Genomic DNA, 18,402 nt, shown 5'->3' on the forward strand with positions numbered 1-18,402 from the left:
ATCATGCTTTCGGTTAGAGTGAAACAACGTCATGCCTGCGGCCCGGGAGGCAGCGCCGCCAGAGCGATATCGCCAGCGATGTGCTGTGCAAACTGGGTAAAGACGTGCTGAACGCCGTCGGCGATCAGAGTGGCCTGCTCCCGGCTGTAGTGATCCTGGCGATAGGTCATCATCACCCGCAGGGATTTCTTCCCGGCCAGATCGTCTTCCATCACCTCAAACTGCAGGCCGAGCAGCGATTCGGCTTTCTCCGGCTCCACCTGACGGTAGGCGATCGCACGGCCGTCCTGCAGCCGGAACTCGCCGTTCAGCTTGATGCGGCTGTGGATCTGGATGAACACTTCGAACATGTGGTTTTTGCGGTCGGCATCCACGCCGAACAGCCCTTCTTCCACCAGGTCGATCGGAATGTCGGTGTACGGCAGCGAGCCATTGATGGTGTTTTTCACCTGACTGACCAACCCGGCGACCGTCAGCCCTTCGTCGAAGCGCACGCGGTGCACCACCACGGTGGTGAAGTAGCCGACGGTATCGAAGAACTCGGCGTCGTTACGGCCAGAGGTTGAGGTGCCCACCAGCAGATCCGCCGGGCCGCCCAGCAGACGCAGCGCCGAGGTAATCCCGGCATACACCACGTTGAACAGCGAAGCGTTGTTGCGGCGGGCAAGCTGATACAGGCCTTCCGCCACGGCAGGATCGACCTCGAACTCCAGCCAGCCGCCGTTGACGTCCGCCGGCGCCGGCACCGCCGGGTGGGTGGACGCTTCTTGCCGGAAGATCGGTTGGCCGACCGGCGCGCCGCGCAGCGCATCGAGCCAATAGTCCAGATGTTGCTGCTGCACCCCCGAGGCCCGCTGCTGCCGGGCGAAGGTGTGGAACTGCGGCGGCTGCCCGCTCCACTGCGGCGCCTGGCCGACGACGCGATGGCGATAGGCGACGCCCAGCTCGTCCATCATCAGGTTGAGCGACCATTCATCCAGCACCACATGGTGGAACAGCAGCGACAGCAGCTGCTGGCCGTTGTCCGCATCGCGCAGCAGCGTGGCGCGCAGCGGCAGCTCGGCGGCCAGATCGAACCGGTGCTGGCCGGCGTCGGCCAACAGGGCCGCGGCGTTACCCGCCGGCGTCTCGTGAGAGAAGCGGAACCACTGATAATCCGGCAGTTCTGCGGCCGGCACCACCACCTGCACCACCTCCCCCTGCTGCTCGACGAAGCGTGAACGCAGCACGGTATGGCGAGTCATGACGTCGATAAACGCCTGGTGCAGCGCCGTTTCGTCCACCGCATCGAAGAAGCGCAGAGAGAACGGCAGGTTGAAAATCTCGTCATGGCCGAAGGCTTCATACACCTTCCACAGCGATTCCTGCGCCAGCGACAGCGGCGCCTGCGCCCCCTCATGATCGTCGGCGATGGCTAGCGAGGCATTCGGCTGCGCGACGTTCAGGCGTTTGGCGTAGCCCGCCAGCCCGCGCGCCGTCGGATGGCTGAACAGATCGTTAATGTTGATTTCGATCTGATGCAGGCTCAGCAAGCGGCCAATCACCCGGGTAGCGACCAGTGAATGGCCGCCGCGATCGAAGAAGTCTTCATCCAGGGTCATTTCCGGCGCCGCCAGCGCCTCACGGAACGCCTGCAAAATCAGTGATGCAATGCTTTCGTCCGGGTCGCCGTTCGCCGCCGGCGCGGCCATCGCCGGGGAAACGGCCTCAGCCGCCGGCAATGCGACGGCAATCCGCTGCCCGGCCAGGAACGCGCTGAACTGCTCCAGCAGGAAAGGCGCCGCGTGCGGAGACAGACGCGGATCGGTGACCAGCTCCAGCGTCAGCGTTTCCGCCTCGGGCGAGCTCAACAGCAGCGCCAGTTCAAACGGCGTATGCAGCGGCGGCAGCAACAGGCGTTCGGCGTGAACGCCTTCCAACCGCCACTCTGCAGCCAGATCGTCGCGCCAGGCCACCAGCAGCTGCGCCCGCTGCCGATCCGGCTGTTCAGCCACGGTCTGCGCCAGCAGCCGTTGCCCGGCATCGCCGTCGCCGTGACGTACGGTCAGGCGCATCAGCGGCGCTGCCGTCAGGCCCAACTCCAGGCCGACGCACTCCGCCGTTTCTGCCGCCGGCACGCACAGCTGCACCGCTTGCCCGCCGGCCTGCGTGGCGACGAACTCGGCAAAACGCGCCGCCACCGCCGCCAGCAAGGCCCGCGGCGTGTCGTTGGCGGGCAACAGCGAGCGCGCAATGCGCGTGACCACGCGCGCGCCCACCGGTGGCAACGCTTCAACACGCTGCGCCGGGCTGCGGTAATCCTGCAGCGCGACCGCCTGGCGCGCCCAGGGCAGCTGTGGCTCCGGGGTTTCCGGCGGCTCGACCGGCTCCGCCGCGAAAGGCAGAGGCATCGCATCTCCGTTATAACGGGCGGACAACATCGCCGGCAGGTGGCGCCACGGCAGCGTTTCCGCCAGGATGTCATGCAATACCGCGCCCAACATCACATCACCGCCCGGCGTGAGCAACAGCAAGAAGCGCAGCGGCGCTTCGCCTTCCAGTTCAAACGGCGCCGCCTGCGCCTGCAGCAGGCAATCCATGGCGTGTTGTTCATCCGCCACCTGACGCAGGCTCACCGGCAACGGCGCCGAATCGGCGGCGCGTTTAATCAGACCGTTTTCGTCATCAAAAACGTAATGCACGTTCACGCCCGGCGTTTCCCGCACCAGCGCCTGCAGCGCCGCCGTCAGTTGGGCGATATCCACCTCTCCCGTCAGGCGCCAGGCTAGCGCCCGCTGCCAGCGTGCGTCACCCTGCTGCAGATGGGCAAACCATGCCCGCTCTTCGGCTTCGCTTACCGGCCGCTCGCCGTTCGCCGCCCCCGCGCCCAGCGCCTGAAACGCGCTCTCCAGCCGCTGGGCCTCTTCATCGCTCAGAATGCTGTCAAAATCATCGATCACTGCGTTATCTCCTTTGCCCGGCCGTGCCGGGATAGCGCATAAAACGGGGGACATTCGTCCCCCGTCACCGCGATAGCGTTAGAAAGTCAGCTCAACCGCTGCGCCGACCAGGCGGCCTCGCTGGAGAGTCGCCGTGTAAATGTCATTGCTTCTGACCATCTCGCGGCGGTCGGAATCAAACAGGTTTTTCGCATACAGCGTGGCGCGACCGTAGTCGAAGGTGTAAGCCAGCTGGGCGTTGGCCGTCCAATAGGAGCCGATGCGCCCGCGCGAGTCGTTGTCGTATTGCGAATAGTAGGAGTCGGTAAACGCCACGTTGCTGCTCAGCTCCCACCCTTTCAGGAACTGATATTTGGCGCCCATGTTGGCGGTGTAAGCCGGCGCGCGCGCCAGCTCATGCCCTTCCACGCCGCTGCCCGAGAACTTCTTGATGTCGGTTTTCAACAGGCCGAGGTTGCCGAACAGTTCGAAATCCCAGCGCGGCTGCCAGGTAGCGCCGATTTCCGCGCCGTAGGTTTCCACCTTGTCGGCGTTGCGGATCACGCTGGAGTTCTCGCCCAGCGAGTACGGCAGCTGCATATCCTTGTAATCGTTGTAGAAGATGTTACCCGTCAGCACCACGTTGGCGTCTTTCAGGTGATGGCGGGTGTACAGCTCGTAGTTCCAGACATACTCGGAACCGTAGGTGTAGCTGACCACCGGCGTGCCGATCGTGATGCCGCCGCCGCCGGCGTTATAGCCGCGTGCGATCTTGGCGCCGTAGGTTTGGGTATCCGTCGGTTTCCAGGCCACGTCCAGCTTCGGCAGGAACACGGTGTAGGTTTCATCGAAATCGATGCGCACCGCCTGGCTGCCGCCGTCGCGGCGACGATGTTCGCGCTCCAGACGGCTGGCGGCGGTCACGTCCACCTGCGGCGTCAGCGCATAGGTCAGCTCGGCGAACGCCGAATGGGTATCGGTCTTATCCTTGAAGGTCGAGCCGCCGAAGATGTTGACGAACTCATCCTGCGTGCCGTGGAAGTAACGCAGCCCCGCCAGCCCGTGCAGGCGGCTGTCCGCGCCGCCGAAGCGCACTACCGGCTCCACGTGAACTTCCTGGCCGTCGATCTCGGCGTATTGGATGTTGTAAGCGGTCGGACGGTTGATGTTGAAGTCGGTGTAGATAACGCGGTTTTCCAACGTCAGTGCGTCGGACTGCTCCCAGGCCAGATCCCAGATGGTGCTGTTCATGTTGCTTTTGAACACGGCGCGGCGCGGATCGTGGCGCGGGTTGGTCGGATGCGGCTGAGGGTTGAGGCTTTCGTTCTGCGGCGCGGTGCTGCCGAAGTGGTTGAAGGTCAGCTTGGTGGTCAGATCGCGCAGGCCGGCCGGGTTGAACAACAGCTTGGCGCGGGCGGTGGTGGCTTCCACTTCGCGCGGATCGCCCACCGGCGCATAGGCCGGCAGATCGGCTTCGCTGCGGCGGCGCTGGCGATCGACGCTGACGCGGAACGCCAGCTGATCTTCCACCAGCGGGCCGGACGCCATGGCCGCCAACTGTGAAGAGTGCTGGTTGCCGGCCCCGCCCTTGAAGGCGCTTTCCCACTCGAAGGTCGGATCCTTACTGGCCATGACGATGGCGCCGGCGATGGCGTTGCGCCCCTGGATGTAGCTTTGCGGGCCGAGGAACACTTCGACGCGATCCAGATCCCACAGCGACTGCGGACCGAACGCCTGTTCGTTATAAGTCAGCGAACGGCCGTCCAATGACAGATTGAGGCGCGGGCGGGTGCCGCTAAGGAAAGCGTTGGCGCCGACGTTCGGGCCGGAACCGTCGATGCCGCGCACGGTCGGCAGTTCGTTGCCGATGCCCAGATCCACCACGTTGGGGGTCATGCGCAGCAGATCGGGGATCTGCACCGCATCGGGCATCGAGGCGATGCGGTTGCTGTCGAACACCTGCACGCTGGAGCCGGTGTCGAAAATGGACCGTTTGATCTTCTCACCGGTGACCAGCAGCGTTTCCGCGTCCTGGTAGGTTTCGTTGCTCTTCGTTTCCGCCGCGTTGACGTTACCGATCGCCAGTGAACAAACCCCTAAAAATACGGAGGAAAATGCCCCAATGGCTTTCAACCCCGCCTTTTCCCCGTTTCCTACGCTTTCATGCCGTTGAGCCGCAAAATGCTTGCCCATAGATGTCTTCTCCTTTCATCCCAGAGGTGCACAAAATTTGATTTTTTTTTACACAACCTACATCGACACTCACACAGATCATGACGCTGCGGCCTTCCCGGCCTTGCTGTTGCTTATCCCTGCGGCAAACCCATGTCTTTCGCGGCCGAACGGGCGCGGCCCCGTCCACGGCCAAGCCGCCGGCGGAGCGGCCGGCAGCTTGTATAAAAACGTAAAATAATGTTAAGAATGATAATATTTTGCATTTTCTAATGCAAATCATTATCAATAAAGGTGTGAGGGCTGACAAGATAACTGCCAGAAGCCCTTATGCTTTCGCAGGAAAAACGAGCGCTGCAATAACAAGCAATCATTTCAATGCTAAGAATAATATAGATAAATTACTCACGCCCAACGCCCTCTCTGCTCAGTATTGCTAAAACGCCTTATAGATAGCACCCATGCGCCAAATGGATCAAATAATAATAATTTTCATTCCTATTAACATTTGGATATATTCTTGCAGTCTCGTTGGCTGAATCAAAATGGATACCCGATGAAAGCGTTAACCACGATGCAGGCCGCCTATTGGGTAGGCCGACAGTCCGCTCCCCCTCTGGGCGGCATGGCCGCCCACCTGTATGCGGAGTTCGACGGCGGCGAGCTGGATGCCGCTCGGCTCCGCCAGGCCGTAGAGATGTTGTACCTGCATCATCCGCTGCTGCGCCTGCGCATTACCGACGATGGCCAACAGACGATCGCGCCCCCCAGTCCCCGGCATACCTTGCATCTCGACGACTGGCGACACGCCGATGAAGCGACGCTGGCGGCCGCGCTCGCCGCCAAACGCCAGGCGAAAAGCACCCAGCTGCTGCCGCTGGAACAGGGCGTTCCCTGCGATATCAGCCTGAGCCTGCTGCCGGAAGGGCGCAGCCGCTTGCACGTCGATCTCGACATGATCGCCGGCGATGCCATGAGCTTTCGCCTGCTGATGGAGGATCTGGCGGCGTTTTATCACCAGTGTCCGGCGGCGCCCTCCCATGACGCGCCGCCGGCCTACTTCGATCACCTCGAACGACGCAACGCCGACGAGGCGCTGCGCCAGCGGCGCGAACGCAGCCAGCGTTGGTGGCGTGCTCGCCTGGCGCAGGTGCCGCCGGCGCCGCGCCTGCTGCGCACGCCGGACCGCTGCCGCAGCGATCGTTTGGCCATCCAGTTGAATGCAGAAGAAAGCCGCGCGCTGGAGAGCGTGGCCAAGCGGCACCACACCTCCCTCTCGACGCTATTTCTGGCGCTGTTCGCGCTGGCCGTCGGCCAGGGTTGGAACATGACGCGCTTCCGGCTCAACGTGCCGCTGTTCCACCGCGAGAGCGAACGGGAAGACGCGCATCGCCTCGTCGGCGACTTCTCTAATCTGGTATTGCTCGGCGTGGAATTGAACCCGACGGAAAACCTGAACGCCTTCTGCCAACGCCTGATGGCGCAGCTGGCGGAGCTGATCGAGCATGCAGATTATCCCGGCGTCAGCGTGATGCGCGATCTGTCACGCCTGCACGGCAGCCTGCAGCCTTCGCCGGTGGTGTTTACCGCCGGTTTCGGCATCCGCGGCAAGACGCTGTTTTCCGAACGGGTCGCCAACACCTTCGGCCCTCTCGGCTGGGTCATCTCTCAGGGGCCGCAGGTCGCGCTGGATGCGCAGGTCGCCCACGTCGACGACGGCATTCTGATCAACTGGGACGTGCGGCTGGACGCGTTTCCCGAGCACGTGTTGCCACGTCTGCTGGCCTGTTACCGGGCACTGCTGCACCTGGCCGCGCGGCAAGCGGGGGCGTTCGATCGCCCGCTGTCGCAACTGCTGGCGCAATGCACGCCCGACGCGCTGGCGCAGCAGGCGCCGGTGCGCCAGGTGTTGCACCGGCTGCTGGAGCGGGTGGCTCCCGAGGCCGGCTTGCACGACCACGACGATATCCACCGGTTGCCTCTGCCGGATGCTGGGGTGAACGCGCTGCTAACGGTGCTCAACAAATATCTGGCGGCGGCGCTGACGGCGCAGGATCTGGCGGCGCATCCCTCCCCCGCGGCGCTGGCGGCATTGATCTGCCAACGCTCGCCCGAAGCAGGACGGCATGCGAAAACGCTGCTCGCCGCGCTGGCGCCGCAGCACTGAGATCGGTTTCCGGGCGCGCGACGTCCGGCACGTTTTAATCGGTTAGCGACTATAGGGAAGCACCATGGAGACACCATTAACCGCACTGCAGCAGGCCTATCTTCTCGGCCGCAGCGATCGATGGCCGCTCGGCGGCGTGGCGATGCACGACTTCCGCGAATACCGTGCCCGGCAGCGGGATTTGCCGCGCCTTGAAGCGCGCCTGGCCGAGCTGGTACAGCACTACCCGGCGTTGCGCACCTGCATCGATGTGCAGCGCGGCACGCAGCACGTGCGCCCGGAAATCACGCTGCATCTGGATCGCCACGACCTGCGCTCGCTGGATGACGAAGCGGCGCAGCGCCAGACGGAACAACTGCGCGAGCGTTACTCCCACCAGCGCCACGATCCGAGCCAACCGCTGTGGCGCATCGCCGTGATCCAACTTGCCGAACAGCAGGATCCGACGGGATCGCCGTACGATACGCTGATCTTTACCAGCTTTGATGCCTTGATCCTCGACGGCCAGGGGATCTCCGCCGTGATCGCGCGCCTGTTCGACGATCGCCCTCTGACGCCGACCGCCGCCGCGCTGCCGCCCCCTGCGGCATCGGCGGCGCAACGCCAGGCCGATGCCGCCTATTGGCGCGAGAAGCTGCAGGATGTCACCACCCCGTCGGCGTTGCCGTGGCGCGCCCCGCTCGCCAATCTCACCGCATCACGCTATCGCCGCGCCACCCTGACGCTGCCGCACGACACGGTCAAACAACTGGGCCGCCTGGGATCGCCGCATGCGCTGCTGCGCAACAGCCTGCTCTCGGCGCTGATCCTTGATACGCTGGCCCACTGGACCACCGACGGGGAGCTGTGCGTCGGGGTTCCGGTGGCGTTCCCCGCCGCCGACGGCGCGCTGGGCAACGCCTCCAGCTTCGTGGCGGTGCGCTATTCGCGCTACGGCGAAGACTTTATCCAGCGCGCGCAAGCCTTGCAGGACGATGTGCTCGGCGCGCTCGATCACCTGGCGTTTTCCGGCGTCGATCTGGCGCGTCAGTTGCTCGGCCAAAGCCAGGGCGGCCCGGCGCTGCCGGTGATCCTGACCAACTGTTTGGGTTGGGAAACGCTGCCGGCCGAGGCGCCGGTGCGCTTCCACGATGGCCTGACCCAAACGCCGCAGGTCGCCATTGATATCCGTCTGACGCTGGACAGCGAAAAAAACCTGCAGCTGTGCGTGGATTACGCCGAGCAGGCGCTGCACGGCGAGCAGGTAGCGGCCATACTGGCGGCCTTGCAGCGGCGCATCCTGCACAGTTGCCAACGCGCCGATCTGGCGATCGCCCCGCGAGATTTCATCGATCTGGCGCATTACCGCCACAACGACAGCGAAGCGAATTACGCGCCTTATCCTTATCTGGCGCAGCTGACCGAGCGGCTGTTCGGCGCGCATAACGGCGGCAACGCGCTGATCTGCGGCGAGCAGACGCTGACCTATCGCGAGCTGGGCCAGCGGATCGCCACGGCGATCGCCAACCTGCAAAGCCGCGGCGTACAGCCGGGCAACGTGGTGGCGCTGTATTTGCCGCGCAGCCCGGAACAGATCATCTTCAGCCTCGCCTGCGCCCTGCAGGGGGTGATCTGGGTGCCTATCGACATCAACTCGCCGCCGGAGCGCACCGCCTACCTGCTGGAGAACTGCCGGCCGACGCTGGTGGTGCACGGCGGCGATCTGGAGACGCCGATCGGCGTGACGCCGGCTACCCTGCTGACGCCGACGGATCGCGCGCCCGCGCTGCCGGATGGACAGGCGTTGACGGAACGCAGCGCCAGCCAGGCCGCGAGCTATTACCTGTATACCTCCGGCACCACCGGTAAACCCAAGTGCGTGGTGCTCAACAACCGCGCTACCGCCAACGTCGTGCACCAAACCCAACAGCGCTGGAGAGTCACCGCCGACGACGTCTTTATTTCCGTGACGCCGCCGCACCATGACATGTCGATGTTCGATCTGTTCGGTTCGCTGTGCGCCGGCGCCACGCTGGTACTGCCGGCGCCGCATCAGGAAAAAGACGCCATCAGTTGGAACCAACTGGTGGAAAAACATCGGGTCAGCCTGTGGTGCTCGGTGCCCGCCATTCTGGAGATGCTGCTCACCTGTAAAACGGCCGACAGCCTGCGCTCGCTGCGCCTGGTGGCGCAGGGCGGCGACTACATCAAGCCGGCGACGGTGCAAACCCTGCGCACCTTACGCCCGGATCTCGCGCTGTTCTCACTCGGCGGGCCGACCGAAACCACCATCTGGAGCATCTGGCACCCGATCGCCCCGCAGGAGAGCGGCACCGTGCCTTACGGCCGCCCGCTGCCGGCCAACCGCTATTTCATCTGCCATGACGACGGCAGCCACTGCCCGGCCGGCGTGGTCGGCCGCATCCATACCGCCGGGGTCAACCTGGCGTTAGGCTATCTGGAGCAGGGGGAGCTGAAGCAGCACGACTTCGTCACCCTCGCAGGGCCGGACGGGCAGCCGCTGCGCGCTTTCCGTACCGGCGATCAGGGCTATTACCGTCCGGACGGCAACATCATGTTCGCCACCCGGGTGAACGGCTATGTGAAGATCCGCGGCGTGCGCGTCTCGCTGCCGGAAATCGAAGACGTGCTGCGCCGCCATCCGGCGATCCGGGATATGGTGGTGGTGGATTATCCCAGCGGAGAGAACAACGAGGCGGCGCTCGGCGCCCTGTATCTGACCCGCGACGGCAAGCCGCTGCCGCTGTCCGAGATCCGCGCCTTTGCCACCGGCTATCTGCCCTGTACCCATATTCCCACGCGCTTTATCCACGCCGAGGCGCTGCCGCTGTCTGCCAACGGCAAAACCGACCGCCATCGTATCCGCGCCGACCTGAGCCAGCGGCAAACCGCGCCGGCGCTGAACGCCTGCGCAGCCCCGCCGCCGAACGCGCCTTTGGCGCGCAGCGCAGAGATCCTGACCATCTATTGGCAGGCGATCGGCGTGACGCCGCGCCCGGAATGGGGAGAAGAGACGGCGTTTATCGCCATGGGGCTGAAGCTGCCGCATATCAAACAGGTGGCGGAGCGCCTCAATGACGCTTTCGGCACCCGGCTGGTAAGCAGTGCGCTCTTGCCGTGCAAGAATGCGCGCGAAGTGGCGGCGTTACTGACCAGCTGAAGCCACATCACTCGGGCGGGGATATCCCCCGCCCGCAGGTTATCAGGCGGGCAATGCCGTCAGGGCCGCGAGCGGTTGCTCCCAGGCTTCTCGCTGCAGCGCGCGCAGCAGAAATTCTTGCAGCACCTCGCCATAGTCCAGCGCATCCTCCGTCGGGAACTGTTCCAGATAAATATCGATATCCACCTGCAGATCGCGGGCGTCGGTGCGGCCGCGATACGTCAGGTTGAAACCGTCGCCCGAGCCGCCGGCCAAAACGCGCCGGGCGCCGCGACAGCCGACAAAACGGGGCGCATCGAAGGGTTGCACGTTGATGAAGGGAGAAATAAAGAAGCGCGAGTTCGGATCCACGCCGCGATCGGCGGCCAGTTGGCGCAGACGATAGCCGGCGTGGCTGCGCAGCTCGCGCAGCTGCTGCGTCAGGGTGGTCAGAAAGCTCCCCAGCGTCTCCATTGGCGACGGCGATACCAGCAGCGGCAGTGTATTAACCGCCAGCGAAGGGACGTTGGTGGCGGCTTGCCCGCGGCGATTCATCGCAGGCATCCACATCGGCAACGCATCGCCCTGCCGGGCGTGACGCGGCATGACCTGAAACAGCCAGACCGCCGACAGCGCCACCAGCAAGTCGGGCCAATTGATGCCACTGCGTTCCGACTGCTGCGCCAGACGTTGCGCGACTTCTGTCGGCAACCGACGGTTGACGCTCAGGCGTCGCACGCCATACTCCCCGCCGCCCTTACGCACCGTCGGCAGCGCCTGCGACGGCGGCAGATAGGCCTGCCAAAAGCGCCGATCGCGCTCGCAGCGTTCAGAATCGACGTAGGCCAACTCGGCCTGTTGAAAGGGGGCGAAGGCGCCCAAAGGGATGCCCGCGCTCCCCTGGCCGAGGTAGTGCGCATATAGCGCGGCGCAGCGGTGCTCGATTAGCGCCATGCCGAAACCGTCGACCAGAATATGGTGCGCACGCACGTACCAGAGGTAACGCTCCGGTCCCAGCTTCAGCAGCCAGGCGGCGGCTAACGGTTCGCGGTGCAGCGCCCGGTGCTGCGCGATATCCTCGTGCATCAGGCTTTGCGCCGCCTGCCAGGGATCGCGATGCGTTTGCAGATCGATACGTTGCAATGACGGTATGCGCTGTGGCTCGTGCCGTAGCGGCGGTGGATGGTCGCCACGCCGTTCGCCAAAGCGCAGGGCAAACGCCTGCGTCTCGGCGAGGGTGGCGGCGATCGCCCGGCAGAGCGCCGCTTCCTCTATTGCGCCGCACAGTTCGGTGCAATGGGCGACGGTGGATAAGGTCTGCCCAGGGTGCAAGGTGTATTCTTCCCAGAAATCAAGCTGCGCTGGCGCCAGCGGCAACCATTCAGAGGCCAAAGCGGTGTCCGACATGTTACCTACCTTTGATAAGCCTGAATAAAAGCGCCGAACGGGCGATACCCCGCCGTTCAACGGCTTTTGTGTGTCTCCATACATCATCAAATGAAAATGATAATAACATCTATTATCATTTCCAATAATTTGGTAACACTTTAGATTCTGTTAAGCGGGGATGCAAGCGACGCAGCGGGGGCAGAGAAAAGAAAGTGGCAGGCTGAAAGGGCATAAAAACAAAACGCCCCGGGCACGGATGCCCGGGGCGGTTTTCATATCCCGCTAGCCGGTGATTAGCCTTGATTGGCCGGCTTCACCTTCTGCGCCAGGAACTCCGTTTCGTAGGCCAGCGCCTTCTTGCGATCGAACTGGTGCTCCCACTTGGCGATAACCAGTACCGCCAGCGCGTTGCCCACGACGTTCAGCGCGGTGCGCGCCATATCCAGGATACGGTCCACGCCGGCGATAAACGCCAGGCCTTCCAGCGGAATGCCGACGCTGCCCAACGTCGCCAGCAGCACCACGAACGAGACACCCGGCACGCCGGCGATCCCTTTCGAGGTCACCATCAGCGTCAGCACCAGCACGATCTCCTGCCCCAACGATAGCTCAATGCCGTACAGCTGGGCGATAAAGATGGCGGCGATGCTCTGGTACAGCGTCGAACCATCCAAATTAAAGGAGTAACCGGTCGGCACCACGAAACTGGTGATCGACTTGGGCGCGCCGTAAGCCTCCATCTTTTCGATGATGCGCGGCAGCACCGTTTCCGAACTGGCGGTGGAATAAGCCAGGATCAGTTCGTCTTTCAGGATGCGGATCAGCGTCCAGATGCGCAGGTTGCACAGCCGAGCGACCGCCCCCAGCACCACCAGGGCGAAGAACGCGATGGCGAAGTACACCAGCACCACCAGCTTGGCCAACGGCAGCAGCGAAGCGAAACCGAAGTTCGCCACCGTGACCGAAATCAGACCAAACACCCCGATCGGCGCATAACGCATGATCATGTGGGTGACTTTGAACATGCTCTCGGACACTGCCTTGAAGACCTTCAGCAGCGGCTCTTTGGTCTCTTTCGGCAACGACGACAGCCCCAGACCAAACAGCACCGAGAAGAAGATAATCGGCAGCATGTCGCCCTTGGCCATCGACGAGAAGACGTTCGACGGGATCAGCGACAGAATGGTCGCCACCAGGCTGTGCGAACCGCTTTGCACCTGTTCGGTGGTTTTCTCATACTGCGAAATGTCCACCGTGGTCAGCGTCGACATATCGATGCCGTGACCCGGTTGGAAGACGTTGGCCAAGGTGAGCCCCACCACGATGGCGATCGTGGTGATCACTTCGAAGTAAATAATGGTTTTCAATCCGATGCGGCCCAGCTTTTTCGCATCCCCCACGCCGGCAATACCGACGATCAGCGTGGAAATAACGATCGGCACCACAATCATCTTAATCAGACGAATAAAGATATCACCCGCCGGGCTGAGAATATTGCTCACCAGCCACTCACGAGATTCGGTCTGGTTGTGCAATACCGCGCCAACAATAATACCCAGCACCAACGCGATCAGGATTTGCCAAGCCAGGCTAATTTTTACACTTTTCATACCCAAAAAGTCCTCAAAGACTCTTTGCGCCGTACAAAGTCGCAACACGGCGAAAAGAATACTTAATCATTTATTACAGGCTTATGTTAATTCAGTGGAAGCGTTCACCTGCCCTGGGTGCGACGCAGTATAAATCTGTATCATCCGGGCGGCATGCTCTGCAAGCCTTGATTTGTCAGGGTTGAGCGCTGAATCGAATCACAAAAAATTCGCGCAACTATTTCAAATGGCATAATTGCTTGTTATTAAAAACATAATTTTTCATATAATGAAGCACATAACCGCGCCAGCGACGTTTTTTTGAACGCGATTAAAATGCGTTATTTTTCGTCCATTCTGCATATTTAGTCCGCATCAAATGTTTATATTTTGTTACTCAAAAGTCAAATAAATGGGAATTGACCGAGTGACATTTTCACCCATAAATGCAGCGCCGTTTTATATTCCGATTAAAAATCGAACAATTCGGCATGATGAATGCCACACGGTATTTCCCGAGTTTTCATCAGGAATTAAGCGTTAATAGAACGTTATTTCACGATGTGCCGTCCATCGTTATATCGCGTTAATACCAACTTCGAATATTAATAGCGAAAAATAATCAAAAAAGATTTATAGCGCGAAATAATGTCGGTCTCTCCCCCCCTTATTAAGCGCGAGGCAAACACCCTCGCCTTTGTTTATTCTTTTTTGTTCTTTAGATAAGTGTTTTTGGCTAAAAAAGCGGGTTTATGATGATTTAAACGCCAAATAGATAGATACGTACTGCAAATACGACAGAACTATTACAAATCAATATCTTTGTTGCGTGATCTGCCGCGCAAAAAAGAAACAAAGAATCGTAGCAAACTATACTTAACCTTCAGTTGACATATCATTAACAACTTCAAGGAGAAAAGCTATGAGCCAACTGCATAAACACGCTATTCCTTCTGCAATTGCAGAACGCGCCCTGATTAATCCGGCACAATACCAACAGTATTATCAACAGTCGGTTCAAGACCCAGAAGCTTTTTGGGGTGAGCATGGCAAAATCCTGGACTGGATCAAACCCTATACCAAAGTCAAAAACACCTCGTTCGATCCGGGCCACGTCAGCATCCGTTGGTTTGAAGACGGCACGTTGAACCTGGCGGCCAACTGCCTGGACCGTCATTTGGCTGAGCGCGGCGACCAGACCGCCATTATCTGGGAAGGCGATGACCCGACCCAATCCAAGAAAGTGACCTACAAACAGCTGCACCATGATGTCTGCCAATTCGCCAACGTGCTGAAAAAGCTCGGCGTGAAAAAAGGCGACGTGGTGGCTATCTATATGCCGATGGTGCCGGAAGCGGCGGTCGCGATGCTGGCCTGCGCCCGCATCGGCGCCGTACATTCGGTGATCTTCGGCGGCTTCTCACCGGAAGCGGTCGCCGGGCGCATTATCGACTCCAACGCCAAACTGGTGATCACCGCCGATGAAGGCCTGCGCGCCGGCCGCGCCGTGCCGCTGAAAAAGAACGTCGACGATGCGCTGAAAAACCCCGGCGTGGTCAGCGTGGCCAACGTCGTGGTGTTCCAGCGCACCGGCAAACCGGGTTACTGGCAGGAAGGGCGCGATCTGTGGTGGCATGAGCTGACCCAGGGCGTTTCCGCCGATTGCCCGCCGGAAGAAATGAACGCGGAAGATCCGCTGTTTATCCTGTACACCTCCGGCTCGACCGGCAAGCCAAAAGGCGTGCTGCACACCACTGGCGGCTACCTGGTGTACGCCGCGATGACCTTTAAGTATGTGTTCGACTATCACGACGGCGACATTTACTGGTGCACCGCCGACGTCGGCTGGGTCACCGGTCACAGCTATCTGCTGTACGGCCCGCTGGCCTGCGGCGCCACCACGCTGATGTTCGAAGGCGTACCTAACTATCCGGGCGTCAATCGTCTGTCTCAGGTGATCGACAAACACCAGGTCAACATTCTGTATACCGCGCCGACCGCCATTCGTGCCCTGATGGCCGAAGGCGACAAGGCGATCGAAGGCACCCGACGCGATTCGCTGCGCATCATGGGCTCGGTCGGCGAACCGATCAACCCGGAAGCCTGGGAGTGGTACTACAACAAGATAGGCAACGCCAAATGCCCGATCGTCGACACCTGGTGGCAAACTGAAACCGGCGGCTTCATGATTACCCCGCTGCCGGGCGCCACCGAGCTGAAGGCCGGTTCCGCCACTCGGCCTTTCTTCGGCGTACAGCCGGCGCTGGTTGATAATGTCGGCACGCCGCAGGAAGGCGCCTGCGAAGGCAACCTGGTGATCGTCGATTCCTGGCCGGGCCAGGCGCGCACCCTGTTCGGCGATCATGACCGCTTCGAGCAAACCTACTTCTCGACCTTCAAAGGCATGTATTTCAGCGGCGACGGCGCCCGCCGCGACGAGGACGGTTACTACTGGATCACCGGCCGCGTCGATGACGTGCTGAACGTCTCCGGCCACCGTTTGGGCACCGCCGAGATCGAGTCCGCGCTGGTATCTCACCCGAAAATCGCCGAAGCGGCGGTGGTCGGCATTCCTCATAACATCAAAGGCCAGGCGATCTACGCCTATATCACGCTGAACCACGGCGAAGAACCGACGCCGGAGCTCTATGCCGAAGTGCGCAACTGGGTGCGCAAAGAGATAGGGCCGATCGCCACGCCGGACGTGCTGCACTGGACAGATTCGCTGCCCAAAACGCGCTCCGGCAAGATCATGCGGCGTATCCTGCGCAAAATTGCCGCCGGCGACACCAGCAACCTGGGGGATACCTCCACGCTGGCGGATCCGGCTGTAGTCGACAAGCTGTTGGAAGAAAAACAATCAATGAAAGTGCCGTCATAATTTACGCCGCTTCAGGCCGCTCATTCGGATAACGCGCCGTTGAGCGGCCCTGGCGCGGCGTACTCTATCAATACCTACTGGAGACACTCTGATGAATGACACCATTTATCAAGGGATTGAAGAAAACCCGCGCTTTAAAGAGCTGGTGAGAAAACGCGGCCGGTTCGCCTGGCTGCTTTCGCTGATTACGCTGGCGCTGTACGTCGGCTTTATCTTGTTGATCGCCTTCGATCCCCAATGGCTCGGCACGCCGATCGCCGCCGGATCGACCATTACCCGCGGGATCCCGGTCGGCGTCGGGCTGATCGTGATCTCTTTCGTCTTGACCGGGATCTATGTCTTCCGCGCCAACGGCGAATTCGATCGCCTCACCGCAGAGATTCTGCGCGAGGTGAAACAATGAAGCGCTTATTGTCCGCCGCCGCGCTGCTGTTGCTGCCGGGCCTGGCCTGCGCCGACGCCATTGGCGGCGAGGTGCATCGTCAGCCGCTGAACATCCAGGCGATCGTGATGTTTATCCTGTTTGTCGGCGCCACGCTCTACATCACCTATTGGGCCTCCAAACGCACCCGTTCCCGTCAGGACTACTACACCGCGGGCGGGCGCATCACCGGTCTGCAAAACGGGCTGGCGATCGCCGGCGACTTCATGTCCGCCGCCTCGTTCCTCGGCATCTCCGCACTGGTCTATACCTCGGGCTATGACGGCCTGATCTACTCCATCGGCTTCCTCATCGGCTGGCCGATCATTCTGTTCCTGATCGCGGAACGCCTGCGCAATCTCGGCCGCTATACCTTCGCCGATGTCGCCTCTTACCGTCTGCAGCAGAAACCGATCCGCACCCTCTCGGCCTGCGGCTCGTTGGTGGTGGTGGCGTTGTATCTGATCGCGCAGATGGTCGGCGCCGGCAAGCTGATCCAGCTGCTGTTCGGGCTCAACTACCATGTGGCGGTGATCCTGGTCGGTATCCTGATGGTGCTGTACGTGCTGTTCGGCGGCATGCTGGCCACCACCTGGGTGCAGATCATCAAAGCGGTGCTGCTGCTGGCCGGCGCCAGCTTTATGGCGCTGATGGTGATGAAGTCGGTTAACTTCGACTTCAATACCCTGTTCGCCGAAGCGGTGAAGGTGCATCCGAAAGGCATCGCCATCATGAGCCCCGGCGGGCTGGTGTCCGATCCGATTTCCGCGCTGTCGCTTGGCCTGGCGCTGATGTTCGGCACCGCCGGTCTGCCGCACATCTTGATGCGTTTCTTCACCGTGAGTGACGCCAAGGAAGCGCGCAAGAGCGTGTTCTACGCCACCGGCTTTATCGGTTACTTCTATATTCTGACCTTTATCATCGGCTTCGGCGCCATCCTGCTGGTCAGCGCCAATCCGGCGTTCAAAGACGCCACCGGCGCGCTGCTGGGCGGCACCAACATGGCGGCGGTGCATCTGGCCAATGCCGTTGGCGGCAACTTCTTCCTCGGCTTTATCTCGGCGGTGGCGTTCGCCACCATTCTGGCGGTGGTTGCGGGCCTGACGCTGGCCGGCGCCTCGGCCGTGTCCCACGATCTGTACGCCAGCGTGATTAAAAACGGCAAGGCGACCGAGCGCGATGAGCTGAAGGTCTCCAAGATCACCGTCGTGGTATTAGGCCTGGTCGCCATTGCCCTGGGGATTTTGTTCGAGAAGCAGAATATCGCCTTTATGGTCGGGCTGGCGTTCTCCATCGCCGCCAGCTGTAACTTCCCTATCATCATCCTGTCGATGTACTGGTCGCGTTTGACGACCCGCGGCGCGATGATTGGCGGCTGGTTAGGCCTGCTGACAGCGGTGATTCTGATGATCCTCGGCCCGACGATCTGGGTGCAGATCCTCGGCCATGAGAAACCGATTTACCCGTACGAATACCCGGCGCTGTTCTCGATGATCGTGGCCTTTGTCGGCACCTGGCTGTTCTCGATCACCGACAGCTCGCTGGCCGGGCAGCAAGAGCGGGAACGCTTCCGGGCGCAGTTTGTTCGTTCGCAAACCGGGCTGGGCATTTCTCAGGGCAGCTCGCATTGACCGAATAATAAGTGAAAAAAGCAAACACACCCTAATCAAAGGCCCTTCGGGGCCTTTTCTCTGGCTCGCTGACGGAGAATAAGGAGGGGAAAGCA

At 61.3% G+C, this 18,402-nt stretch carries 9 protein-coding genes; 5 read left to right on the forward strand and 4 right to left on the reverse strand.

Annotated features, from left to right (window positions below):
* Positions 1 to 29: 29 nt before the first annotated feature.
* Together ACUTQY_RS24445 and ACUTQY_RS24450 are read right to left on the reverse strand one after the other, a co-directional pair.
* The gene (locus ACUTQY_RS24445) at positions 30 to 2,939 is read right to left on the reverse strand and encodes a condensation domain-containing protein (protein ID WP_046688078.1); all 2,910 of its coding nucleotides are present in this window, start codon (positions 2,937 to 2,939) and stop codon (positions 30 to 32) included.
* 78 nt (positions 2,940 to 3,017) lie between these two features.
* The gene (locus ACUTQY_RS24450) at positions 3,018 to 5,111 is read right to left on the reverse strand and encodes a TonB-dependent receptor (RefSeq protein ID WP_033641581.1); all 2,094 of its coding nucleotides are present in this window, start codon (positions 5,109 to 5,111) and stop codon (positions 3,018 to 3,020) included.
* 535 nt (positions 5,112 to 5,646) lie between these two features.
* On the opposite strand from ACUTQY_RS24450, the gene ACUTQY_RS24455 reads away from it, so the two are divergent.
* Positions 5,647 to 7,257 carry a condensation domain-containing protein gene (locus ACUTQY_RS24455; RefSeq protein ID WP_046688077.1) on the forward strand — a complete coding sequence of 537 codons (1,611 nt, stop codon included), beginning with the start codon at positions 5,647 to 5,649 and terminating at the stop codon, positions 7,255 to 7,257.
* Positions 7,258 to 7,321: 64 nt separating this feature from the next.
* Complete coding sequence (locus ACUTQY_RS24460; protein ID WP_164120427.1) at positions 7,322 to 10,417, forward strand: amino acid adenylation domain-containing protein; 3,096 nt, start codon at positions 7,322 to 7,324, stop codon at positions 10,415 to 10,417.
* 42 nt (positions 10,418 to 10,459) lie between these two features.
* Here the strand turns inward: ACUTQY_RS24460 and ACUTQY_RS24465 are convergent, their stop codons facing one another.
* On the reverse strand, positions 10,460 to 11,803 hold the full coding sequence (locus ACUTQY_RS24465; RefSeq protein ID WP_046688075.1) for a condensation domain-containing protein: 1,344 nt from the start codon (positions 11,801 to 11,803) through the stop codon (positions 10,460 to 10,462).
* Between the two features lie 275 nt (positions 11,804 to 12,078).
* A complete protein-coding gene (gene gltP, locus ACUTQY_RS24470; protein WP_033641576.1) occupies positions 12,079 to 13,395 on the reverse strand; it encodes a glutamate/aspartate:proton symporter GltP in 1,317 nt (438 codons plus the stop codon).
* A gap of 901 nt (positions 13,396 to 14,296) precedes the next feature.
* Here gltP and acs point away from each other — a divergent pair.
* The 3 genes from acs (at position 14,297) to actP (ending at position 18,307) form a co-directional block, all read left to right on the forward strand.
* A complete protein-coding gene (acs, locus tag ACUTQY_RS24475; protein ID WP_033641574.1) occupies positions 14,297 to 16,255 on the forward strand; it encodes an acetate--CoA ligase in 1,959 nt (652 codons plus the stop codon).
* A 91-nt stretch (positions 16,256 to 16,346) separates the two neighbouring features.
* Positions 16,347 to 16,658, forward strand: coding sequence for a DUF485 domain-containing protein (locus ACUTQY_RS24480; RefSeq protein WP_004930047.1), 312 nt, complete (start codon positions 16,347 to 16,349; stop codon positions 16,656 to 16,658).
* A complete protein-coding gene (actP, locus tag ACUTQY_RS24485; protein ID WP_004930048.1) occupies positions 16,655 to 18,307 on the forward strand; it encodes a cation/acetate symporter ActP in 1,653 nt (550 codons plus the stop codon). The genes ACUTQY_RS24480 and actP overlap by 4 nt, the downstream gene beginning before the upstream one ends.
* Positions 18,308 to 18,402 lie beyond the last annotated feature (95 nt).

It is taken from the genome of Serratia sp. TSA_130.1 (assembly GCF_052691795.1).

Coding starts and splice junctions, on each gene's coding strand:
- ACUTQY_RS24450 (WP_033641581.1), bottom strand. CDS start 5,111: ATGGGCAAGCATTTTGCGGCTCAACGGCATGAAAGCGTAGGAAACGGG.
- ACUTQY_RS24465 (WP_046688075.1), bottom strand. CDS start 11,803: ATGTCGGACACCGCTTTGGCCTCTGAATGGTTGCCGCTGGCGCCAGCG.
- ACUTQY_RS24480 (WP_004930047.1), top strand. CDS start 16,347: ATGAATGACACCATTTATCAAGGGATTGAAGAAAACCCGCGCTTTAAA.
- ACUTQY_RS24455 (WP_046688077.1), top strand. CDS start 5,647: ATGAAAGCGTTAACCACGATGCAGGCCGCCTATTGGGTAGGCCGACAG.
- actP (WP_004930048.1), top strand. CDS start 16,655: ATGAAGCGCTTATTGTCCGCCGCCGCGCTGCTGTTGCTGCCGGGCCTG.
- gltP (WP_033641576.1), bottom strand. CDS start 13,395: ATGAAAAGTGTAAAAATTAGCCTGGCTTGGCAAATCCTGATCGCGTTG.
- acs (WP_033641574.1), top strand. CDS start 14,297: ATGAGCCAACTGCATAAACACGCTATTCCTTCTGCAATTGCAGAACGC.
- ACUTQY_RS24460 (WP_164120427.1), top strand. CDS start 7,322: ATGGAGACACCATTAACCGCACTGCAGCAGGCCTATCTTCTCGGCCGC.